Source organism: Faecalibacterium sp. BCRC 81149 (genome assembly GCF_022750605.1).
Lineage (GTDB): Bacteria > Bacillota > Clostridia > Oscillospirales > Ruminococcaceae > Faecalibacterium > Faecalibacterium duncaniae.
Map to the genome: position 1 here is coordinate 96,130 of NZ_QXJA01000002.1, position 21,342 is coordinate 117,471.

Here is a 21,342-nt window from a genome sequence, read left to right on the forward strand (position 1 = left end):
TTACGCCTCCTTTTCCTGTGCCACCTCGTTTAACTTCGTGGTCATAATGCGATACAGTTCCAGATCTGTCGGGAATCGGTCAATGAACGGCAGAATCACATTGCCATAGAACAGAAGTCCTTCGCCCTCACCGGAGTTGGTTACATAGGACAGCTGATGCGGCGAAATGTTCAACCGCTGTGCCAGAATACTTCGGTCATCGCTTGCCTGATTCAGCATATAGATGAAATCAGAGTTTTCGAGGATGTTGGCAATCTCCGGGGAACGAAGCAGGTCTTTGACATTCTGAGTAATACCGGTCGGCAAGCCGCCCCATTTACGGAATCGCTTCCAGATTTCTACGGAATAGGTTGCCGTCTGTTCTTCCTTCAGAAGCAGATGGAACTCGTCAATATAATATCTGGTCGATTTACCGGCAGAACGGTTGGCAGTTACACGCCCCCAGACCTGATCCTGAACGATCAGCATACCGATTTTTTTCAGCTGATTGCCCAGCTCCTTAATGTCGAAGCACACCAGACGATTCTGAATATCCACATTGGTTCTGTTGTTAAACAGTTTCAGAGAACCCTTAACATAGATTTCCAAGGCGGTCGCTACATGGTGGGCTTCCTTTTCGTCCTGTTTCAGAAGGGCATCATACAAATCCTCAAGGATCGGCATATTCTCAGGGGCAGGATTGTCGAAATATCTCTGGTAAATCTGATGCACACAACGGTCGATAACCGTCTTTTCGATAGGCTGCAAGCCATCCTTACTGCCCATAATCAACTCACAGAGGGACAGGATAAAATCAGCTTTCAGTGCTACCGGGTTGTCATCCTCAGAGTAGTTCAGGTTGATGTCCATAGGGTTGATATAGTTGGTACTGGAGGAGCTGATTTTTACCACCTGACCATTGAACTTGTGAACCAGAGCCGCATATTCCGCTTCGGGGTCGCAGATGATAATATCGTCATCCGTAACCAGGAACGCATTGGTGATTTCACGCTTTGCGGAAAAGGATTTACCGGAACCGGGAGTACCCAGAATCAGTCCGTTGGGGTTCTTGAGCTTCTTTCTGTCCACCATGATAAGGTTGTTCGACAGAGCATTCAGCCCGTAATAGAGCGTTTCTCCACCATTCTGGAACAGCTCCTGCGTGGTGAAAGGCACAAAAATAGCCGTGGAACTGGTAGTCAGGCCACGACGAATCTCAATCAGGTTTTGTGCCAAAGGCAGGCTGCTCATCAGTCCGGATTCCTGCTGAAAATCCAAACGACGCAGATTGCAGTTATGCTTCTGGGCGATGCTCTGTGCCTGGAACACATTGTTCTCCAGTTCCTGCTCGGTGCGCCCGGTGTTCAGCACCAGAAATGTCACCATGAACATTCGCTCATTCTGGCTCTGCAATTCTTTCAGAAGTGACTTCGCATCTTTACCATAGGTAGCAAGGTCAGATGGGATAATGTCCATGTCATAGCCAGAACGCACAGCCTTTTTCTGTTCCTCGATTTTGGAACGGTCAAGCTCGGTGATGATTCTCTTGATGGTCTTAATCGCCGCAGTCTGGTCAACCGACTGGATGTGCATGGTCACGATCTGCGTGGATTCCATATCCAGAAAATCCGCCAGCATACGATCAGACAGGTCTGATGCCGTAATTGCCAGATAAGACATCGAACCGAAGATACTGCCCATCTGGAAGGTGCGGTTGGTCTTAAAGGCAAACGCCGTCGGAGCAATGAAGTCCTTTACGGACAGCCCGGATTCCACAAGATACTTCCAATCGAAGAAGAACTTATCATTATCACCCATGTGGAACATAGAGTGCATCAGATGCAGCCGCTCTTTGCCGTTCATGGTAGTGGCAATGACACCCAAACGCCGAAAGTTATTGAGCAGATCGTTTTCGATATGGTTGAGTCTCGGCTTTGCCTGCCGCATGGATTCGGCTTCAATGCCGAATGTCAGGTACTTGGTTTTGGTCAAGCCGTTGTTGCCCTGCGCCAACTGCTTTTTCAGCATCTGGCTATACTCGGCACGGACGGGATTGAAGCTGTCCTTCTTGAACGGGATACGGATACTCTTTTCAAAGCTTTCAGCATCGGTACTCAGGTTCATAAAGGAAAGCTCAAAGTGAATGGAGCTGTCAAAGAAATTCAGGAAACTGCACCACTCATCGAAGATGGCAGTCTTATCTTCCTGCTGTGCCAGCTGATAGTTGATGTCCTGAAACTGAATGGTCTTGGTGTAATAACTGTCAGTGACACGGCAGATGCCATCCGGGAACATTCTCTGAAAGGGAATGGACTGCTGTGCAGTCTGCGGAATACCGTTGTCCTTCTTTGCCCGTTCCACAACAGCTTTAATTTCTCGCTGCTGCTTCCGATTCAGATTTGCAGGCATTTTGATGTTTCTTGCCTGTGGCTTCTTTTTGAAAAACAATTCGTTCAACCTCCTTTTCCAGTTTGTACTGACGCATCAAAGCGTCATAATAGTTGTCCGTCTGATAAGGGCGAACCTTGGGACGAACGAATTTGGTCTGAATGAAGTGTTCTACAACCACTTCCAACGGCTGACTATCCTTTTCATACATTGCCAGAAAGAACAACGGTAACATGACGATCATCATGGACAGTGCTGCAAGGCTCACATTTCCGGTTGCTTTGACCAGAAAGAAAATCGGCACTCCGATGAGCGCCGCCGCACCAAAGCAAAGTAACTGCCGTTTCGTCAGATTGAAGAACACTTTTGTTTTTACCCTCGTCAGGTCACGAGGTACGGGAATATACGCTGCCAAACAATTTCCTCCTTCCCTTAGTGAGCGCTGAATACACCCTTCGCAAGCGAACCAGTCTTAAACAGGGTGAAGCACAAAAGGACGGTGTAGCCCATAACACCCCAGATAGAACCGATGATGTCATCACTGAATGCGATAGACTGAATCAGCACCGCATAAATGCCCACGCAGATCATAATCAGGAATCCCTGGAATCCGATTGCAAACAGCGAACGCAGATAATTCTGTCCGATATTGCTCTGTTCTCTGTTTCCAAAAGTGGAAAGCGGAATCGGGGCAAGGCTGACCATCAGATAAATTTCAATCATTCGACCGTAGACGATCACAAAGATGATGATTGCCAAAGCGGACATCGTGACCTGCACGATAAAGGATTGCAGGAACAAGCCGAGCAAAGGACCCAAATCCATTGCCATCAGCGTTTCTTCCATTGTTTCCAATGCCGAAGCATCTATGGCAGTATTTCCGGATATGATACCGGCGCTTGCGTTTATAACGTGCTGTGTCACATCAAACACAGCCATCGTGATATTGAATGTGTTTGTGATTAACATGACCGCAACAAAAGTCTTGAACACCCATTTGAAGAAGATCCAGGTTTCAAAATTTGCCAGATTGTTGTGGTCAATAATCATCTGAATTAGCTCATAACAGGCAATGAAGGTCAGAATCAAGCCTGCGATTGGGATAATCACTGACTCGGAGATGTTTCGTACCATGGCAAAGACACCCGGCGAAAAATTCGCCGGGGTCATGCCAACGGAGGTTGCTATCTCGCCAACCTGGTTGTTGACGGACTCAAACATCCCCGACAGATTTCCCATAATAGCTGAAACGAGCATTTCTTTCAGCCAGTCTGTGATCTGTTGGAGTATGCTGTCCAAAGGCGATTACCTCCTTGTTTTGTGATTAACCGAACAGTCCGGAGAGCAGAGGTACAAGGGTGGTGCCGATGAGGGCAACACCGCCGCCAGCCATGAGCTGTTTCATACCAAAATAGGTGTAAAACTCTGCTCGATGGCGGGCGGCGGCGTGTCAAGAAATTTATGGAATTTTTTTAGAACCGCCCCGGCGGGAACAGGTCAGGCCGTGACCTGTTCCACCTCCGGGATGGGTTTGAGATTAAAATGAATTTCAATAGAAATGTGTCGTGTCTTATCGCTGTCGATGTGTTCATGGACAACGATTTCTTTAATCAGACGGTTGAGGGTGGCAGCGTCCAGCTCCGTGATGTCGGCGTATTCCTGAATGGCGTCCACCCATTGCTTGGCGTCCACGGCAAGGCGGATTTCATCAGCCAGCTTCCTGCGCCCCTGTTCAACCCGTTCCTTTAGTTCAGCCTGTTCCTTCTGCGTCTTATCCAGCATGAGATTGAAGTTTGCTTCGCTGATACGTCCGGCAACCATGTCCTCATAGAGCCGCAGCACCATTTTTTCCAGTACCTCAATCCGTTCCTCGTGCTTCGTCAGGGAACGCTCCAACGCTTCCCGCTGGCCTTTCTGCTCGGCTTCACAGGTGTTGGTAAGCCGTCCGGCAACAGCTTCCCCGTCCATCAGGGCGGCCTTCGCACATTCCCGGATTTTGTTCAGCACAAGGCGGTAAAGGGTTTCGTACTCCACACGGTGCTGGGTACAGTGCTGTTTCCCATAGGCATTATAGGTCTTACAGGAATAAATCTGCTTCGGGTGCTTGTCGTTGGTGTAGCGGATAGTCAGTGATTTCCCACACTCGCCACATTTGAGAAGCCCCGCAAACAGGCTGATTTCCCCGGTCTGGCGGGAACGCTGCCGGGATTTCAGCTTGTCCTGCACGATGTCAAAGCTCTTGCGGTCAACAATCGGCTCATGCCGTTCCTCCACCACAATCCAGTCCTGCGGCTTTTTTTCCCGATGGTGCCGATTTTGAAGCGGTAGTCCTTCTTCTGGGAAGCGATAGCCCCGGTATAGACGGGATTCATCAGGATGTCCTTGATTACCGAAAAATCCCACATATACCGCCCGTTTACCGGGTCTTTCTTTTCCCATTTAGTGCGGACATTGCGGAAGCCCCGTTCCCGGTTCCACCATGTAGGGCAAGGCACCTTCTGTTCTTCCAGCCTGCGCCGGATAAAGTTCGGGCCGTGTCCTTCCAGCGCCCAGCGGAAGATTTGCCGGACAATGGGGGCGGTTTCCTCGTCCACCAGCAGATGGTTTTTGTCCTCCGGGTCTTTCTGATACCCGAAAGGGGCGATACAGCCGGTAAACTGGCCTTGCTGGGCTTTCAGAAGGTAAGAGGAATGTACCTTCTTGGAAATATCCTTGCTGTACATCTCGTTGAGGATGTTCTTGAACGGCGCAATGTCGTTATTCTCCCGCATGGTGTCGATACCGTCATTCATGGCGATATAGCGGACGCCGTGGCGGGGAAAGAAGTCCTCAATGAGTGTGCCGGTCTGCAAATAATTTCTGCCCAACCTCGATAAATCTTTCGTTATGACAAGGTTTATCTGCCTGCGCTCGATGGCTTTGAGCATCCGTTTCAGGTCGGGGCGCTCCATGTTCAGCCCCGTGTAGCCATCGTCCTGATAGACTGCCACAACCTCCCATCCCTGCTTTTCGCAGTATTTTTCCAGCATATCCCGCTGGTTGGCAATACTGGCGCTCTCCCCGTCAAGGTCATCGTCTTTGGAAAGCCTGCAATAGATGGCTGCCCGGAAGCTGCCTGCCAGTATTGCGTCCATGTCTGTATATTCATATCCGTTCATCATAACCGTTTACCCGCACAATCCAGACGGAACACGGTTCTTCTGAACCTCATCCTTATTATACTCTAAATCTTGTGTTTTCGCAAGATTTTCTTTGCTGGTATTCTGCCCATATTTTTGGGCAATCAGGCTCACAAAGACGTCTGTGGCGTCCAGTTCGCCGTCAAAAACTGTGGTAACATGAATCTCTGTTTTCGTTTTTGCCATAGGCAGTTATCCTCCATAATAGAATAAGCCAGACAAGGAGAAGGTCGGCAACGAAGTCCGGCAACGGGCTTCAAAAAACCTGAAAACTATCTCTGTCTGGCAGTTTGGCTCTTATTTTTATTTTCTTTTATTTTTCTGTTGTTTTGGTTGCTGATAAGGGGAAAAGCCCGCAGTTACGGGGGGTTTCCCGGCAACCGGCTCGGCAACGGGAGTGCAACAGGGTCGGCAACCGGCTGCATTTTTCAGAAGGGAAGCTCCATCTGTTCCGTGACTTCCTCAAATCCTTCCGGGATTTTTTCAGCTCCGTTGCTGATGTCCGTTGCTTTCGTTTCACGCTCCCAGCCCTTTTGCCTGCCGTATTCCGGGAACACACGGGGGTTGGAAAAGTAATTCCAGCCCGTCACGCAATGGTTCATGATGTCGTTGACTTCCCGGATTTCCCATTGCTTCGGCTCGTCAAAGGGGTGGTTCAGGGCTTCCTTGAAAAGCTGCTTGGAACACACCATGCCGCCGGTATAGCGGTCAAGGTATGCCTGTATCATCCCGGCCTTGGTGTCCTCCGGCATGAAATCCCGCTGGTGTTCTTTGAGATAGCGCACCATTTCCGGGCTGAAAGACAGCTTAAAATCCCCGCTGCGGTAAACCGTCATGGCTTCTGCCCAGACCTGTGCAAGATAGGCTCTGGAAGCGGCTTCGTCCTCCAAAATGTGAACCTCGGCCTGTTCCGGGTACACCATGACCGGCAGGAAGCGCCGGTTGCCGGAACGGTCAAGGGGCAGGAAGTCAAGGGCATTGGAAGTGCCGCCGAACACACATTGCCGCAGCCTGTCCTCCGGGTGGGTTTCGTATGGGATTTTATAGACCTCCTTCTGTCGGCTTAAAAATGACTTGATTTCCTCAATGCTCTTGGCATTGGCGGTGGCAATCATCTCCGACATCTCGATAATCCAGTGGCCTTGCAGCTTGCGGTACACGTTATCATCATCCAGCTTCCGCAAATCATCGGAAAACCACTCGTCTTTTACTGCCAGCAGCCGGAAAAAGGTGGATTTCCCGGCTCCCTGACCGCCCACCAGACAGAGCATGACTTCAAATTTACAGCCGGGGCAAAATGCCCGGTGGATGGCTCCCAGCAGGAACAGCCGCAGGGCTTCATAGGTGTACTGGTCGGTGTCGGCTCCCAGAAAGTGGCGCAGGCAATAGCGGATACGCTCCTGCCCATCCCATGAAAGGCCGTTCAGGTAGTCCCGGACGGGGTGGTAGCCGTTTTCATTGGCAACAATCCCGATGGCGGCGGTAATCTTTTTCTCACTGGTAAGCCCATAGGTTTCTTCCAGATACAGGAGCAGATAGTTCATATCCGTGTCCGTGATGGCGGTGCCGATGCGGTGGTAGCCGATGGGCTTTACAATGTCCACTCGCTCGGTCAGCAGATTTTTTGCGATTGCCCCGGAAAGCAGCGGGTCATTCTGAAAGACGGTCAGGCAGTTGCGGATACTGTTGCGGACGCTGCCTTTCTCGGTGCTTTCCAGCATGGCCTTTACTTCCTCAATGCTCCGGGGCGGGGCTGCTTCTTGTATGGTCTGTTCTGCGGCCTGCCGTATCTTGGGCGGCAAGCTCTGCCATTCGTCTTTCAAGATTGCTCACTTCCTTTCCATAGTCAACGATAAGGACTGCCCGTTCCTCCATATCCGGGGAGAGCAGCACATCCAGCAGATATTCCACATGGGATTGCTTCTGCAAGGCTTCCACAAAAAGCGGGTGCCATGCTTCTTCCGGCATCTTAGGGGCATAGTCCCGTTTCCAGCGGCGCAGAAGATGGTAATAATCGGACAGCACCCGGAAGCAGTAACGCTCCATGCGGCAAAACCGCTGTTCCGGGGTTTCCTGCCGGGGTTTGGGTTTTCTCCTGCCGGGTGGTTCCCTGTCCTCATAGGGGATGGAGAACTCCTGCGCCAGCATGAGGGCGGCTTCCTTCGGACTGACAGCTTCCAGACGGGAAACAAAGTCAATCACATCCCCGTCTGCCTGACAGCCGAAACAGTGAAAGCGCCGGTCAACCTTCATGCTGGGGTTTTTATCAGCATGGAAGGGGCAGACACACATCCCGTTTCGTCCCACCCGGATTCCAAAATGCTCCGCAGCCTGCCGGGTGGTAACAGACTGCTTGACAGCTTTAAATACATTCAAATAAATCCTCCTGAAAATAAGAAAAGCGCCTGTCATTCTCGAAAAAGAAAATAGCAAGCGCCTATTAAAGTTCCATATCCTGTTTTTTCTCTGTGCGGGGCTGCTTCCGTTTCTCGGCCTGTTCTTCCCGGATACGCTGCGTCCGGCCTTTGACTGCCTGCTGGATGGACGGTTTCTTTCCCGGCTCGGCGGTCTGGCGGTACTGTTCAGACGGAAGAACCTGATTGAGCCAGTGACGCACATCCCGGAGAATCTTCACATCCTCCTGTAATGCGGACAACCGTTCCTTATATCCGGCAACTTCTCCGGCAAGCTGTGTCTGTTCCTCATTCAGCTTTTTAATGCTGTACTTCTTCTCCTTCAAATGCACCTTGAAATAACGGATAGCGGCATTATAGGCGTCCAGCTCGTCCCGATGGGCGGCGGCAAACTGTTCCCGTGGCTTCTTAAACCGGATGGCAGCATACTCCACATGAACCGGCTTATGGGCTTCAAAGTTGGCGATATGGGAAAGCAGGGTGTTGATTTCTTTCATACGCTGTTCTTTCGGCTTCATCTCTGCCCGGATGGAAACGGCCTGCCCGCTGACGGTATCCAGATAAGCGTCCAAACTCTGCACAGTGGACAGCTCCTTTTCCCGCAGATAGCGGATAGCTTCCATAACCTTGTTGAAATCGGCAACGCTGCCTGTAAGCTGGCCTTTGCTTGTCCAGCCTGTACGTTCCTCCCGGCGCAAATCCAGATATTTCCCCAGCAGCTCCGGCAGGGTGGGTTCCTTCGATTCCTGCAAGGCTTCCAGCAGGGCGGCTTTTTTCTCCTTCAGGTCTGCAATCCAGCCTTTCAGGTGGCGTACCATCTGCCGGATAGATTGCATAAGGGAATTGGCGGCTTTGATGTCCCGGTTCAAGTTGCCGATGTTGGTCTGTATCCCTCGTTTCTCCATCTGGCTGACTGCTGGCCCCATATGGACGGTGGGGATTTTATCAAGCCCCTGCCGTTCATAGGAACGAAGGTCAAGGCGCTCCGGGCGTCCGTTGGCTTCCAGATAGCGGTTAGCGGTAGCCGCCCAGCCCTGCCGCCAGATCTCTCCGTACTTCTGGTCGTTCCAGTCCACGGTATCCTCCTTGTGGCTTTTCCAGCTCCCGGACGGGAGCCGGATACGCTCGCCGTTCTCGTCAAGGTCATAAACCTTCCGGCTCTTGGGAAGCCATTTCCCGTTTTCGTCCATTGCCCGCATGGTCAGCAGGATGTGGGCGTGGGGATTCCCATTCCCTTTGTCGTGGATGGCAAAATCGGCAATCATGCCTTTAGAAACAAAAAACTCCCGGCAGTAGTCCCGGATAAGGTCGGCGTGCTGTTCCGGGGGGATTTCCCTCGGTATGGCAAGCACGATTCTCCGGGCAAGCTGGGAGTTCCATTGCTTCTCGATAGCTTCGGCGGCGTTCCACAAAGTATTGCGGTCTGCATACGCTGGTGGGGCGTGGGGCGGCAGCATGATTTCTGTATGGACAATCTCGCTTTTATGGGAATAGTATTTCTGCTTCTGGTCGTACTCGGAAAACAGCCGTTCCCCACTCTGGTAGGCGGCAGACGCAACGGCTGACTGGTGGTTGCTGCGCTGGATTATTTTTATATCATGGTGTGGACAGGGCATAGCGTTCCTCCTTCCTGTGGTTGATTTTGGGCAAAAGAAAAGCAGGAAACCGTTTCTGATTTCCTGCTTAGTGGTGTCGCTGGTAGGCGATTAGTATTCAGTTTTGAAGATTCGGGTCAGGTTGGCTCGATGATGGAAAGCTGTCTAATAGCTTAAAAGTTTTTGTTCGCAAATTTACTTGTAATTCCAGTTTCTGTTTTATAAAATCCAAAAATCAGAAAAATAATTCCAACAACTACTCCTGCAAATACGGTAGTCTGTGTAGAAATATTAAGAAGAAGTAAGGATATACACAAAACGATTTCTACCAAACCTAATGTTTTGCCAATACCAATAAAAATATTAGGTGCTATGCTTTGTGCATAATCCCAATGCTCTTGTGACTTCCGAGATGTAGGCGTATTGTATCCGTTACCGGATGTCATATCTTTTACCGGGTGCTTCTTTAAGATATATCCTACAAAAACCATAACAAAGGGTATGATGAAATTCAAAGCAATCAATCCATACATAAAACCATCTCCTTAGATAGTGTTCGTCATTAGCTTTATTATACTACGGGCAGTCCTGTTTTGGAATAGATAAATTGTAAACTTGCTGGACGGGAACAGCTTGCAGCGCAAGGTGTTCCCGGGCGGCAAGTCCACAAAGGGGTAGCTGGCGCAGCCAGCGCAGGGGAAGTGTAGCGTCCCCTGTGATGATTGGAAGCAGCCGCAACGGTGCTGAAAATCATCCGCTTTCCGCAGGAAGCCCCCGGCAGGGCGCAACGCACCGGCTTGACCGGTGTATAGTTGCGCCCTTACTCCGTAAGGGATTCCCCGGCTACCCGCCCTTTCACGCTTTCTGCAACTATTTCCTTCATGCCACTTTGAGAAAATGCCTGTTTCAGAATGTCCATCACATCCTCGTCTGTCAGCACTTCCGGCCTTAAAAGGAAACTTTCCAGCATAGCTCCTCTGGTACAGAGCCGGTGCGTCCGTTCCTTCCGGGTAAGCTGCTTCACCTGGTGTTCCAGTATTTTTTCTTCATGCTGCGCCCGCCGCAGTCTGGCTTCGCCTTTGGCAATCTCCTGATTCAGCTTTTCCAGCTTCTCATTTATCATGGCAGCCCTCCTTTGGGAAGCAGCGTGTAAATGCGGTTTGGTTCTCCCACACCCCGGCGCACCCGCAGGATAAGCCCGATGTCCTCCAATTCTTTCAGGGAACGCTTCACAGTGACGGGGCTGCGGGAGAGGGCTGCCGCTAATTCCATGATAGGAAAACGGACAAACAAAATGCCGTTGCTATCCTCTATCCCTGCCGTAAGGGTGGTGTTCAGCAGACGGGCATACATGACTTTTGCTGTGCTGCTGATCGGCAGCCGAAGCATTGCGGCGGGTAGCGGCATACAAGGCGGCAGAACCGTGTCTGCGCTCATAAATTCAAATTCCATTTAACTGATTTTCTCCTTTCGCTTGGCTCGTTTTGACAGGTAATGGGGGCAGTCTATCACGACAGCCCGGAAACTCTGCTTGCACTTATGCTGGCACTTCCGGCACAGGTCGTTGTAGGTCACACGCCCCCGGTCATTGAGGAAGAAGGAAAGCTCCAACTTCCGTTTCTTGCTCATTCTCGGCATAGTGCCTCCTATCATAGAAAATCCGCCCATTTCAGCCGTAACAACGGGAACAGGCGGATAAAGGTTTTTGGTGTCATGTTTCGGGGCGATTTTCAAGGAAAATACGGCCATAGAGCCGCTTTGAAATGCCCCATAGTATTACGGACGGGGCAGACTACACCCCGCCGATTTGTCGTGTTTGGGTAGCGTTTTGGTATCAGTTCTGCCGGGTTGTCCTGCTGTCGTTCCTGCCCCTGAATCTCACAGCGGCGTTTCGTTCCCGTTGGTACGCTCGCTGCGGTCAAGGTTCCTCCATTTCCTTGCCGCAGGTCGTTGCGCTACATCGCCGGGGAGCATATCCCATCAGGCCGGTCATTCGATTGGAAATAATCCATCGATGAACTGACTTAATCATAGCTCATTTTTGAACCCTTTCCCGTATGTCCATAAAATAGGAAAACCGCCCCAAAATCGAAAAATTCCACGATTTCGGAACGGTATATGGTATAATAAGGAATAACAGCGGCAGCCAGCCGCAGGAAGGAGCGATGTGTTTATGAAAACCCGCATTTCCGTACAGGAACGCCTGAAAGATTTACGGGTGGAACGGGGCTTGAATCTGGAAGAACTGGCACAGGAAACCGGCATTTCAAAATCAGCCCTCGGCAGTTATGAAAACGACAACGACGAATACAAGGAAATTAACCACGGCAGCCTGTTGAAGCTGGCAGACTTCTATCAGGTGTCGGTTGACTATCTGCTCGGCCTTACCAATAATCGGAGATATGAAAACACCCCGATAGAAGAATTACATTTGAGTGATGAAGTCGTGGAACTGCTGAAAAGTGAACGCTTCAATAACCGGCTGCTGTGTGAGATTATCTCCCATGAAAAATTTAAGGAATTGCTGGCAGACGCAGAAATCTATGTGGACGGGATAGCAACCATGCACTTCCATGACACAAACAGCTCACTGGCTGCTTTACGGGCTATGGTACTGGAAGAACACCCCGAAGCTGCGGCAGACCGGGCAATCAAAGTGTTGGAAGCCTGTCAGATAGAGGAAGAAGATTTTTTCTGCCATGTGACGCACAAAACATGGGACGTCATTCTCCATGATATACGCAAGGCGCACGAAAATGACAGCGAAAGTGCGCCGGATACCACGCCTGCCGATGAACTTATACGGGAAGTACAAAAGGCCATGCAATCTCCGGGGGACAGGGTTCAGCAATTCACGGAGATATTCTGCAAGGCGTTCCGGCTCAAATACAAGCGGCTCTCACAAGAGGAACGAAGCCTTTTGAAAAAGCTGTTCAAGAAATCCCCGCTGATAAAACAGTCTGGTATGAACTTCCGGCGCAGGCCGTGGAAATAAAAACAGCCGTTGTAGGATTTTGTTCCTACAGCGGCTGTTTTTATTTATGAATCTTCTCCAACAAAAGACAGGATATTTTCATCAGTTTGTAATGTAATTGTTGCGCTTTCTGAATCATCAGAATAAACTCTTGTTCCATATACGCCTGTAACAGGCTCCTCTAAATTTTCAAAAGTTAATCCGAGTTTCGAAGAAGAATTGTCAATCTTTTCAAGCGAATATGTACCTGTCCATTCTTGTTTATGAGTGTTATCTGTTAAGATAAAACTTTTTTCTTCAAAACTCAATGTCAAATCCAATACTGGTATGTCATCATGCACTGAACCTGAGAATAACATATTACCATCTAAATCAGTAATAAATTCTAAAGACCAGTTATATGATGATACCGACCGAGTTTGGGAAGAATCACACGAACATAAGCCTACACACATAAAAAAACATACGCATATTGCCAATAACCGTTTCATTTTACCTATTACCAACCTTAATTCACAACTGTTTTGCATTTAATTAGGGAAGTGTCACAGGGTAAGAAATAGCGAAAGCTCCACCGCCTGCCAAGGCATTATTAGCGGTAGCAACACCAGAAACAGAAACCGTTCCCTTATCTCCGCTATTACCTGTTCTTCCAGTATCCACATCAGTTTCGATTGTTTCTTCACCGTCGGCTAATTCTGCAAATGCCGTATTGGTGGATTTTTTGTTCATAAGCACATTAACTGTACCAGTCATACCAGTGAACTCCGGTTTTGGAGATTCATACCACGGTACATACAACTTCACATGAACTTGAATCCCATCATCCTCATCATAAGTTGCATAAGAGTTAATACGAACATTAGCGACTGCTCTTTTGGTGACACCATCGGAAATCATAACATCGGTTAAGTATCCGTCATATTCTCCAATGACTACCGGCTGTTGAGTATCCGTTATTTCCGTTGTTGTTTCCGCTGCAAAAGCAGGAACCGCACTCACAGAAAAAAGCATACAAAACGCTACCAACGAGGTAAACAATCTTTTACTAAATTTTTTCATAAACAATACTCCTTTCTAAAATGACCAGAACCTACATTTTTTGTATTCAGTTATTGGCAATATGCCACTAACCTGCAAGCACACTCTCAAATCATAAAATGTTTCAAATGTACTTGTTTTATTTTATGATAGCACTTATTTACATTGGGTGCAATAGAAAATATACACCATTAAAATTTAATTTTTTGTGCAAATCGAATCAAATATAAAATTATATCGCTTTAGATATTGTCCTGTTCTAATTTAATCACATTCATAATACCACAATTCAAGGCTTCACAAATGCGAACCAGCGTTTCCATGCTGATATTCTTTCCCTTGCCCATGTTGGCAATCATATTTGTGGTAAGACCGGCGGCAAGCCGCAAATCCTCTTTCCTCATGCCACGCTCTTTCAGTGTGTTCCATAGTGGCTGATAACTAATGTGCATAGGCTTCCCGCCTTTCTTTCCATCGTCAAGTGTTTTATACCCATTATAGCAGAAATCTTGCGTTTCCACAATATTTCTTGACTACACCGCCGGTTCCGTCTGGATTGTGCTTTTCCTTTCTCCGCTTTTATTACATCTAATTAGCCATGAGCTGCTTCATGCCCTGGGACTTTGCTGATGTGTGATAAAGAAGTAGTAGAAGTGTAAAAAATTTTGCCGTTCCTATCCGGCGTTTGCGCATTGCGCCGGATAGGTCGGGCGGTCATTCGGGCAGGTCTACCTTGCCAACGAAAGAGTAATAAATATCAATGTCCTGTCTGCGTGTGCCGTTCTCGTCATAGCTGCACTCATGCACAACGATTTTCTCCACAAACTCACGCAAAAGGGTAGGGGTAAGTTCTTCAAAGCTGGTGTACTTGCGGACAACATTCATAAACTTTTCTGCGTTTACCGTGGCTTCCTGCGCTTTGGAAAGCTCTGCCCGGATAGCGGCGGCTCTCTCTTTCAGTTCTTTCTGCTCGGCTTCATAGTCTGCCGACAGCTCCGTGAAACGCTCGTCTGAAATGCGCCCGGTCACGCTGTCCTCATACAGCCGCTTGAAGATAGCGGATAACTCGCTGATACGCTTCTCGGCGGCTTCCAGCTCCTTTTTCCTTGCGGCGTTCCTGCGCTTGCCCCCGTCCTCGTTCTGCTCGATCAGCAGCTTCATAAACCGGGCTTCGTGCTTCGCTGCATAGCTGGTGACTTTCCGCAGATTGTCGGTCACTCCGGCGGTCAACAGGTCGGTGCGGATAAAGTGCGCCGTACAGTCACGGGTACGCTTCTTGTAGCTCCCGCAGATATAACAATCCTGCTTGCGGGTGGCGTTCTGGTAACGCTGCTGGTAAAGGACGCTGCCGCAGTCGGCACAAAAGAGTATGCCGGAGAATAAGCCCACTTCATCATAGCGGTTCGGGCGTTTGCGCTGCTTGCGTAACTCCTGCACACGCTCCCACATCTGGGTGTCAATGATAGGCTCATGGTGGTTCTCGAAAATCGCCTGTTTCTCAATGGGGTTCTCTACGCTGTGCTTGGTCTTGTAGGACGGCTTCTCCGTCTTGAAGTTTACCAGACAGCCCGTGTACTCCCTGTTTTCAAGGATATGTACCACGGTATTGGTCGCCCACTTGCACTCATAGCCGGGGTGGTAGCGGCGGGTGCTTCCCGTCCGACGGTATTCCAGCGTTCCCGGCGTGGGGATCTCCTGCTCTGTGAGCATACGGGCTATCTTGGTCGGCCCGTTCCCGGCAAGGCACAAGCTGTAAATCTGCCGCACAACAGGGGCGGCTTCCCCGTCAATGATAAAATTTTCGTCCTCGTCCATAAAGTAGCCGTATACGGGTTTGCTCGTGACGGGCTTCCCGCTCATACCCTTAGACCGTTTTACTGCTTTGATTTTCTTGCTCGTATCTCTCACCAGCCATTCGTTAAAAATGTTCCGCAGAGGGGCAAAATCATTGTCGCCCTGTGCGCTGTCCACTCCGTCATTGATAGCGATAAAGCGGACGCCTTTCTGTGGGAAAATCATTTCCGTATACATTCCCACTTGCAGATAGTTTCGCCCTAACCGTGACATATCCTTGACGATAACGGTGCCGACTTTTCCGGCTTCAATGTCCGCAAGCATGGCTTGAAAACCGGGTCTTTGGAAGTTCGCCCCAGAATAACCGTCATCTGTGTACCATTGCAGATTGGAAAAGCCGTTCTGCTTCGCATAGGTTTCAAGAATACGCTTCTGGTTTGAAATAGAATTGCTCTCACCTTGCAGCTCGTCCTCGTGGGATAATCTCGGATAAAGGGCGGTAATAAGGTTTCGGGTGGTCTGTCTTAACATAGTGTCCTCCATTTCCGACAGCCAGCCCCACTATTCCGTATGACTATCATACCACACGCCGGGGCTGGCTGTACAGTCCTTTCTGCTTCTTTACGTCCCGTCAAATTGCCGATTTTTGTGTAGCAGCTTCCGCTTCCAGCACTTTCAGCATTTTATCGGCGGCGGTGGCGGTGGTGTCCTGCTTGAAATAGCCGGAAACGACAAGGACAGAATTACCTATGCGGATTTCCGTCACGCAATCCGGGCGGCGGGTGCTGCGGTCATTCTTTGGGGTGTTGGTCATAGGCGGCTCTCCTTTCTGTTCATCAGCTTTTTCAGTTGTCCCATTTTCTCCTGCGCCGTGGCTTTTCGGAAGTTGCTCCCGGTAAAGCGGACAGGAGAACACATTTCAATCAGACGGTCATAAATGCGGGCGTGGGCGGTGTCCTCCGGGTGCTGCAAGTCCTCCAGCGTGAGATTAGTCGTGACGATCAGCGGCCTGCCGCTGCGGTAACGGCTGTCAATCACGTTGTAGACCTGCTCTAAGCCGTATTCCGTTCCCCGTTCCATTCCAAAATCGTCAAGGATAAGCAGCGGGAAGCTGCAAAGTCGGGAGATATATTCATTCCTGCCCTCAAAGCTGGCGGCAAGGTCACCCAATATCAATGCAAAGTTTGTCATGCACACGGGGATTTCACGCTCCATAAGGGCATTTGCGATACAGCCCGCAAAATAGCTCTTGCCTGTGCCAACGCCGCCCCATAGCAGATAGCCAATGTTGCGCTCTTTCATGGTTTCCCAGTTCTCCACATAGAAATGGGCGTGTTCCATTTGCGGGCACTTGCCGTTGTCGTTCTCAAACGTCCAGCCCTGCATAGCCGGGTCTGTAAAGCCCCGCCGCTTCAACCGCTCGACAGTTTCAAGGTGACTGCGCTGTTTCTCTGCGGCTTCCCGTTCCTCACGCTCTGCCCGCTGGCAGTCACATTCTGCCGGGTGGCGGTCACGCCCCAGCCATGCGGCGGTTTCTTTGGGGAAATAGCCCTCTTTGGGCTTGTGGCACTTCCCGCAGTATAAAAGCCCGTCCTCGCCGGTGTAGTCCTCCGGCTCCGGCGTGGTGTCGGTCATATTCAAAATCATTTCATCAAATCCATTCGTCATAAGCTCTCGCCCTCCTTACAGGTATAATCGGGTATGCCCTTTTTCGGGGCTTTCTTGGCTGCGTCCTCCTGCGCCCACTTGAAAATCGTGGCTGCATGGCTCTTGTATTTCCTCCCGCTGGAAGCGATATGGCAGGATAGGCGGTCAATGTAATACTCCCACTTGCCGGGAAGCTCTGTTTTCAGCCCGTCAAGCTCCGTATCGGAAAGAATGACATTGTGGTATCTGCCATAGGCGGCGGGGGCGGGGTGTCCCGTTTCTAACTCTCTCTCTTTTTCTATTTCTATATCTATCTCTTTCTCTATCTCTATCTCTGGTGGACAAATGTCCGCTCGATATGGTGGACATTTGTCCGCCCCTGTCTGCGGCAGGGCTTTTTGTTCCTGCAAAGCCAGCCGCGCCCTGCGCTTGCGCTCCCCCTCGGTAGAGGACTGGCCGATTAAAAGCTCAATGTTGCTCATGTAGAGTGCGCCGCTTGGCAAAGGCTCCACAAGCCCCAGCTTCATAAAGATTTTCAAAGCTCTCTCTACGGTACCTACCTGCTGGCGGGTAATGGTCGCAATCATCTGGGCGGTGTAGGGGATATTCTCGTCAAGCTGCAATTTCCCGCCGTTTTTCAGCGATTTCAAGTACAGCTTCAAGAGAATGTTGGAATAGATAACGCCGTCCTGCATACTTTCCAGCAGAACGATTGCATCATCGTCAAAATAGCTCTCTTTCAGCTTGAGGTAGTAATATTTGCGGTTATCTGCCATAGGCTGCGTCCTCCTTTTTCCAGCGTTTGGAATAATAGCGAGGGCATAGTATGATAACCGCCCGGAAGCTCTGTTTGCAGTCACGGGTGCAGCCCCGGCATAGGTCGTTGTAAGTGATACGGTTGCGGTGGTTGAGGAAGAAAGACCATTCCAGCCGCCGCTTCTTGCTCATTCTCGGCAATGGTAAGCTCCTTTCTGCCGTTCCTATCGGTGTAGCGGGATAGGGGGCATTTTCTGTATGTTCTCGGTATCATTTTCGGGCTTTTTCTGCCCTGTAAGCCCCGTTTGGAAGTCGGGGAGTATTGCGGTAAGGGTTCATATCATACCTGTATTTTTGTAGGGTTTCGGTATCATTTCGGGGCGGTCTTTAACGCTCCTGTTCACGCTTTTTCTGCTGGCTCGGTGCGCCCCTTAAAATCTGGTCGATATTGCGTCTGACTGTCTGAAGCTCCTGCGCCCGCTGGCGTTTCTCCCGGTAGTCGTTATATCCGGCGTTCTTCTGGACGGTAAGCTGCTCAATCTCCCTTTGCAGGGCTTTGCTGGCTGGCAGCTTGGTTATTCCATGCTCCCGGAAATAACGGGCGGCTGTGTCCGCTATGATAAAATCGCTTTCGTGCTGTTCCCGGTAGGCTCTCCGGGCTTTCTCCGATTTCTGCGCTTTCAGACCGTCACGGGCGGGCTTCGTGCCGATATAGCCCAAAAGGTTGCGCTGCAATTCCTTTTTCTCCCGGATAGCGGCTTCCAGCCCTTTCAGTCCGGCAAGGCTCTCCTGCGTGGCGGTGTTGGCTGCGGAAATGGCAGCGTCCAGCTCGTCCGGGGAAGAAAAGCCATACTGCTGGTAGAGCATGAGGGTAGCCGACATCTGTTTGAGGTTGTGCATGGTCGCCCACTTCTCATAGCCCCGTCCTTTCCCCTCGGCTCGCTTGGCGGCTATGTCTACCATGCGCTGTACAGCGTCATTGTTCGGGGCGTTTTTCGCTTCTTTTTTCGTCCGTAAGCGGTCTTTGATACTGCCGGGGTATTCCGCTATGGCTGCGGGTTTTTCGGCGGCTCTGGCGGCGTTCTGCTCCAAAACGGAGAGGACAGCAGCCCGGTCAAAATCGTCCCCCAGCTTCCGGGCGGTAATTGGCTTCGTCCTGTCCGGCGTGAGGTAACTTAGCCGCCCCCGGCTCTCCTTGACGGTCACACCATGCCGGAGAAGCAGGGCGGCAAACTCATCAAAGCCGGAAGCAGCGGCAAGGGCTTCCCGGATAGTCCGGCGCAGCTTCGCCTTATCCGTTTCAAACTTGGTCTGCCGGGGCGCGATACCGTCCGCAGCAATAGGGGCGTTGGCTCTGTCAAGGGCAGCCTGTCCTTTCTTCTGCGCCCAATACTCACGCTCGGTAATGCGTTCTTTGCTGCCGTTCAAAAGGTCTATCTGGTAAAGCCCCTCGCTGTGGCACATCTCCATGACTTCGGCTTTCAGATAGTTCATAGCTGCGTCCGTACAGCGGTGCTTGCAGCCTGCTTTCCTGTCCGCTGGCCTGTCCATGTGGGGCAGCATGGGAACCTCCGCAATCCGCAGACTGTTAATGACGATATGCACATGGATATTTTCGGTGTGGCTGTGTCCGTCCGGGTGGGTGCAGACAAGGGCCTGGTGTCCGGGGAAATGCTCGGCGCAGAACTTCTCGCCCAGCTCCTGCGCCCGATCAACGGTCAAGCCGTTGTCCGGGCCGTCCCGTGGGTCAAAGCTGATGATGTAGTGGTGGCTCTTTACGTCCTCCCGTTTCTGGTTCTTGCCGTAGCGGAGATTGGAGCGCATACAGGCAACGGCAAAATCCTCCCCGCCACAATTCAGAGAGGATATGCGGTAGTCTACCCTCGGTATGAGCCGCCCGTCTGCGTCAAGGGTGGGCTTCATGGTAAACTCGTCATGCTCGAATGTGAGGTATTTTTCAGCGTCCCCGTAGTTGGCATTTTTAGAGCTGATATGTTTGAGTATCGCCAACGGCTTCACCTACTTTCTGCAAGACTTCAAACTTCAAGGCGGCAAGGTCGGCGGCGGCTCCCCGCACTTCCTTTTCCAGCCCCCGGTAGGGGCTTCCGTATTCGTTCAGGCTCCGGGCAATCTGGTTTAAGTTGCCGCCGATTTTCCCGTACTCTGCCGTGAGCTTGGAGAGGGCGGCAAGCAGCCCGTCATTGACCGGGGAAACGGTGACAATGGGGCGTATGGTCGCTTTCCGTATGGCTTGCCGGATAAACTCGGACTGGCTGATTTCATAAGCCGCCAGCCGCCCGGTGAAGTCGGCGTATTCTTCATCGGTCATGCGGGTCTTTACCACATGACGGCGGTGGGGCGTATTGTATTTCTTTCGCATGGTCTGTGACCTCCTTTCTCGCCCGACAGGGCGCATAGCAGGGTTTGGGGAAGGCACTCCCCAACAAGATTCCCGCAGGGGCAAAAATAAGCGGAGAGCGAATTTTGGCACCTCGGTAGAATCTTGCTCTGAAAAACTCCGGCGTTCCCCGGCTCCCGTCCTTTCCGCTAACAAAACGTTTCAAAAGGGCTTTGCTACCCGCTATTCCGGCTTATCTTGAAAATTTTCCTTTCACTACCTACAACACCACGCAAAGCAAAATGGACGGAGATTTTTAGAATTTCCCCTCTATTCCCTACAACACCACGCAAGCCGGAATAGGCGGACAATGGCAGTATTTTTTTCTTTGATACCCTCTACGGATAAGTAAGGGATTTTGCCAACTGCGGCGGCTATTTTCCCTTTTGTTTTTTCATACTGGGGATTTTCAAAAATGCCAAACAGGAACGAAAAAAAGCAGCAAATCTGTTGAATAGATTTACTGCTTTCTGGTTGCCGGCGAAGCGGCGGTTATTCAGTTGTAGGCGGTAGGGCTATCTCCCAAAGCGGAACTTGAAAATAGCTGTGAGAAGCGTCTGGGTGATGTAATCCTCTGTATCTTGGTCTACCCGTCCATTCACACGGGCGGCACATTGTATGCGGCGGCGGTAATACTGCAATACAGTTCCCACCGCTTCCGGCTCCCCGCTGGCGGCTTGGACGATTGTTTCATAGGGGAGAAGCCTATTATTTCTCATATGCCATTCCCTCCATTTCCGCTTGGAGCTGCCGTAGGGCTTTTCGGATATGGTAGCCCGCTGTGCTGCGGCTGCGCCCGTACTGTCTGCCAATTTCGTGCTGTGGAATACGCTTGAAAAAGGACAGGTAAATCATTTCCCGCTCCCGTTCGTCCAGCCGTGACAGGGCTTCCGCAAGTAAACCGCTGCTGAAAATGACCGTATCGCCGCAAAGGGTAAGTATGTATTCCTCGTCCGGCTCCGGGGCTTGGAAATATTCATCTGTCGTGCCTAAAGGGTAGTGCTTTTCGTCTGTGAGGTATTCAAGGGATATTTCTCTTTTGTGCTTCCTGCTCCGTGTCCTCGCTGCGTTGATCGTTGCATTTCGGATAACGACTTTGCAAAAGGCATGGAAAGTGTACTCGATATGTTCCCGATATTCTTCTGTACAGGTCATGGAAAATCCCCCTTTCCTCCCA

Annotated in this window: 24 protein-coding genes and 2 pseudogenes; 1 reads left to right on the top strand and 25 read right to left on the bottom strand. The window is 50.6% G+C overall.

Going from position 1 to position 21,342, the window contains the following annotated elements; genetic code table 11:
* The 13 genes and pseudogenes from D3F01_RS03355 to D3F01_RS03415 form a co-directional block, all read right to left on the bottom strand.
* On the bottom strand, positions 1-2,388 hold the full coding sequence (locus D3F01_RS03355; RefSeq protein ID WP_002588967.1) for a VirB4-like conjugal transfer ATPase, CD1110 family: 2,388 nt from the start codon (positions 2,386-2,388) through the stop codon (positions 1-3).
* Complete coding sequence (locus D3F01_RS03360; protein WP_002304375.1) at positions 2,348-2,782, bottom strand: PrgI family protein; 435 nt, start codon at positions 2,780-2,782, stop codon at positions 2,348-2,350. The genes D3F01_RS03355 and D3F01_RS03360 overlap by 41 nt, the downstream gene beginning before the upstream one ends.
* 17 nt (positions 2,783-2,799) lie before the next feature.
* Positions 2,800-3,666, bottom strand: coding sequence for a VirB6/TrbL-like conjugal transfer protein, CD1112 family (locus tag D3F01_RS03365; protein WP_002304374.1), 867 nt, complete (start codon positions 3,664-3,666; stop codon positions 2,800-2,802).
* Between the two features lie 25 nt (positions 3,667-3,691).
* Positions 3,692-3,775: pseudogene (locus D3F01_RS03370) on the bottom strand (Maff2 family protein); the annotation flags it as partial.
* An 89-nt stretch (positions 3,776-3,864) separates the two neighbouring features.
* A pseudogene (locus D3F01_RS03375) lies at positions 3,865-5,528 on the bottom strand (recombinase family protein).
* A gap of 6 nt (positions 5,529-5,534) precedes the next feature.
* The gene (locus D3F01_RS03380; protein ID WP_006858666.1) at positions 5,535-5,732 is read right to left on the bottom strand and encodes a hypothetical protein; all 198 of its coding nucleotides are present in this window, start codon (positions 5,730-5,732) and stop codon (positions 5,535-5,537) included.
* Positions 5,733-5,974: 242 nt separating this feature from the next.
* A complete protein-coding gene (locus D3F01_RS03385; RefSeq protein WP_007884071.1) occupies positions 5,975-7,267 on the bottom strand; it encodes a virulence-associated E family protein in 1,293 nt (430 codons plus the stop codon).
* Positions 7,268-7,280: 13 nt separating this feature from the next.
* Entirely contained in the window at positions 7,281-7,922 is a 642-nt protein-coding gene (locus D3F01_RS03390) for a CHC2 zinc finger domain-containing protein (RefSeq protein ID WP_014081132.1), read from the bottom strand.
* A 64-nt stretch (positions 7,923-7,986) separates the two neighbouring features.
* Positions 7,987-9,576 (bottom strand): MobQ family relaxase, encoded by a 1,590-nt coding sequence (gene mobQ, locus D3F01_RS03395; protein ID WP_006859284.1) that lies wholly within the window; start codon positions 9,574-9,576, stop codon positions 7,987-7,989.
* A gap of 152 nt (positions 9,577-9,728) precedes the next feature.
* A complete protein-coding gene (locus D3F01_RS03400; protein WP_006859274.1) occupies positions 9,729-10,088 on the bottom strand; it encodes an SdpI family protein in 360 nt (119 codons plus the stop codon).
* Positions 10,089-10,375: 287 nt separating this feature from the next.
* Complete coding sequence (locus D3F01_RS03405) at positions 10,376-10,678, bottom strand: DUF3847 domain-containing protein (RefSeq protein WP_006859273.1); 303 nt, start codon at positions 10,676-10,678, stop codon at positions 10,376-10,378.
* Positions 10,675-11,007: a hypothetical protein gene (locus D3F01_RS03410; RefSeq protein WP_006859272.1), complete on the bottom strand. Its 333-nt coding sequence runs from the start codon at positions 11,005-11,007 to the stop codon at positions 10,675-10,677. Before D3F01_RS03410 ends, D3F01_RS03405 begins: the two co-directional genes overlap by 4 nt.
* Complete coding sequence (locus D3F01_RS03415) at positions 11,008-11,193, bottom strand: hypothetical protein (RefSeq protein WP_121056189.1); 186 nt, start codon at positions 11,191-11,193, stop codon at positions 11,008-11,010.
* 535 nt (positions 11,194-11,728) lie between these two features.
* Here D3F01_RS03415 and D3F01_RS03420 point away from each other — a divergent pair.
* Positions 11,729-12,550: a helix-turn-helix transcriptional regulator gene (locus D3F01_RS03420; RefSeq protein ID WP_006859270.1), complete on the top strand. Its 822-nt coding sequence runs from the start codon at positions 11,729-11,731 to the stop codon at positions 12,548-12,550.
* 44 nt (positions 12,551-12,594) lie between these two features.
* Here D3F01_RS03420 and D3F01_RS03425 read toward each other — a convergent pair whose 3' ends face one another.
* The 12 genes from D3F01_RS03425 to D3F01_RS03480 all read right to left on the bottom strand — a co-directional run bounded on the left by D3F01_RS03425 (position 12,595) and on the right by D3F01_RS03480 (position 21,320).
* Positions 12,595-13,020, bottom strand: coding sequence for a hypothetical protein (locus D3F01_RS03425; protein ID WP_022261510.1), 426 nt, complete (start codon positions 13,018-13,020; stop codon positions 12,595-12,597).
* Positions 13,021-13,063: 43 nt separating this feature from the next.
* Positions 13,064-13,591, bottom strand: a complete 528-nt coding sequence (locus tag D3F01_RS03430; RefSeq protein WP_007884079.1) for a hypothetical protein — start codon at positions 13,589-13,591, stop codon at positions 13,064-13,066.
* A gap of 221 nt (positions 13,592-13,812) precedes the next feature.
* Entirely contained in the window at positions 13,813-14,091 is a 279-nt protein-coding gene (locus D3F01_RS03435; protein ID WP_006859267.1) for a helix-turn-helix transcriptional regulator, read from the bottom strand.
* A gap of 193 nt (positions 14,092-14,284) precedes the next feature.
* Entirely contained in the window at positions 14,285-15,895 is a 1,611-nt protein-coding gene (locus D3F01_RS03440) for a recombinase family protein (protein WP_002605633.1), read from the bottom strand.
* 100 nt (positions 15,896-15,995) lie between these two features.
* Positions 15,996-16,178 (bottom strand): transposon-encoded TnpW family protein, encoded by a 183-nt coding sequence (locus D3F01_RS03445; protein WP_002605634.1) that lies wholly within the window; start codon positions 16,176-16,178, stop codon positions 15,996-15,998.
* Positions 16,175-17,032 carry an ATP-binding protein gene (locus tag D3F01_RS03450; protein ID WP_002605635.1) on the bottom strand — a complete coding sequence of 286 codons (858 nt, stop codon included), beginning with the start codon at positions 17,030-17,032 and terminating at the stop codon, positions 16,175-16,177. Before D3F01_RS03450 ends, D3F01_RS03445 begins: the two co-directional genes overlap by 4 nt.
* On the bottom strand, positions 17,029-17,787 hold the full coding sequence (locus tag D3F01_RS03455) for a phage replisome organizer N-terminal domain-containing protein (RefSeq protein ID WP_002605636.1): 759 nt from the start codon (positions 17,785-17,787) through the stop codon (positions 17,029-17,031). Before D3F01_RS03455 ends, D3F01_RS03450 begins: the two co-directional genes overlap by 4 nt.
* Entirely contained in the window at positions 17,777-17,968 is a 192-nt protein-coding gene (locus D3F01_RS03460; RefSeq protein ID WP_006058351.1) for a hypothetical protein, read from the bottom strand. Before D3F01_RS03460 ends, D3F01_RS03455 begins: the two co-directional genes overlap by 11 nt.
* Before the next feature lie 186 nt (positions 17,969-18,154).
* Positions 18,155-19,777, bottom strand: coding sequence for a relaxase/mobilization nuclease domain-containing protein (locus tag D3F01_RS03465; protein ID WP_002602093.1), 1,623 nt, complete (start codon positions 19,775-19,777; stop codon positions 18,155-18,157).
* Complete coding sequence (locus D3F01_RS03470; RefSeq protein ID WP_002602094.1) at positions 19,749-20,147, bottom strand: plasmid mobilization relaxosome protein MobC; 399 nt, start codon at positions 20,145-20,147, stop codon at positions 19,749-19,751. Before D3F01_RS03470 ends, D3F01_RS03465 begins: the two co-directional genes overlap by 29 nt.
* A 533-nt stretch (positions 20,148-20,680) precedes the next feature.
* The gene (locus D3F01_RS03475; protein WP_002602095.1) at positions 20,681-20,884 is read right to left on the bottom strand and encodes a helix-turn-helix domain-containing protein; all 204 of its coding nucleotides are present in this window, start codon (positions 20,882-20,884) and stop codon (positions 20,681-20,683) included.
* Positions 20,874-21,320 (bottom strand): sigma-70 family RNA polymerase sigma factor, encoded by a 447-nt coding sequence (locus D3F01_RS03480; RefSeq protein ID WP_002602096.1) that lies wholly within the window; start codon positions 21,318-21,320, stop codon positions 20,874-20,876. The genes D3F01_RS03475 and D3F01_RS03480 overlap by 11 nt, the downstream gene beginning before the upstream one ends.
* Positions 21,321-21,342: the final 22 nt, after the last annotated feature.

Excerpts from the sequence above, each read along its gene's own strand:
- D3F01_RS03480 (WP_002602096.1), bottom strand. The coding sequence starts at position 21,320 with ATGACCTGTACAGAAGAATATCGGGAACATATCGAGTACACTTTCCAT.
- D3F01_RS03475 (WP_002602095.1), bottom strand. The coding sequence starts at position 20,884 with ATGAGAAATAATAGGCTTCTCCCCTATGAAACAATCGTCCAAGCCGCC.
- D3F01_RS03450 (WP_002605635.1), bottom strand. The coding sequence starts at position 17,032 with ATGACGAATGGATTTGATGAAATGATTTTGAATATGACCGACACCACG.
- mobQ (WP_006859284.1), bottom strand. The coding sequence starts at position 9,576 with ATGCCCTGTCCACACCATGATATAAAAATAATCCAGCGCAGCAACCAC.
- D3F01_RS03455 (WP_002605636.1), bottom strand. The coding sequence starts at position 17,787 with ATGGCAGATAACCGCAAATATTACTACCTCAAGCTGAAAGAGAGCTAT.
- D3F01_RS03380 (WP_006858666.1), bottom strand. The coding sequence starts at position 5,732 with ATGGCAAAAACGAAAACAGAGATTCATGTTACCACAGTTTTTGACGGC.
- D3F01_RS03410 (WP_006859272.1), bottom strand. The coding sequence starts at position 11,007 with ATGGAATTTGAATTTATGAGCGCAGACACGGTTCTGCCGCCTTGTATG.
- D3F01_RS03400 (WP_006859274.1), bottom strand. The coding sequence starts at position 10,088 with ATGTATGGATTGATTGCTTTGAATTTCATCATACCCTTTGTTATGGTT.
- D3F01_RS03430 (WP_007884079.1), bottom strand. The coding sequence starts at position 13,591 with ATGAAAAAATTTAGTAAAAGATTGTTTACCTCGTTGGTAGCGTTTTGT.
- D3F01_RS03425 (WP_022261510.1), bottom strand. The coding sequence starts at position 13,020 with ATGAAACGGTTATTGGCAATATGCGTATGTTTTTTTATGTGTGTAGGC.
- D3F01_RS03445 (WP_002605634.1), bottom strand. The coding sequence starts at position 16,178 with ATGACCAACACCCCAAAGAATGACCGCAGCACCCGCCGCCCGGATTGC.
- D3F01_RS03470 (WP_002602094.1), bottom strand. The coding sequence starts at position 20,147 with ATGCGAAAGAAATACAATACGCCCCACCGCCGTCATGTGGTAAAGACC.
- D3F01_RS03405 (WP_006859273.1), bottom strand. The coding sequence starts at position 10,678 with ATGATAAATGAGAAGCTGGAAAAGCTGAATCAGGAGATTGCCAAAGGC.
- D3F01_RS03420 (WP_006859270.1), top strand. The coding sequence starts at position 11,729 with ATGAAAACCCGCATTTCCGTACAGGAACGCCTGAAAGATTTACGGGTG.
- D3F01_RS03385 (WP_007884071.1), bottom strand. The coding sequence starts at position 7,267 with ATGCTGGAAAGCACCGAGAAAGGCAGCGTCCGCAACAGTATCCGCAAC.
- D3F01_RS03415 (WP_121056189.1), bottom strand. The coding sequence starts at position 11,193 with ATGCCGAGAATGAGCAAGAAACGGAAGTTGGAGCTTTCCTTCTTCCTC.
- D3F01_RS03355 (WP_002588967.1), bottom strand. The coding sequence starts at position 2,388 with ATGCCTGCAAATCTGAATCGGAAGCAGCAGCGAGAAATTAAAGCTGTT.
- D3F01_RS03440 (WP_002605633.1), bottom strand. The coding sequence starts at position 15,895 with ATGTTAAGACAGACCACCCGAAACCTTATTACCGCCCTTTATCCGAGA.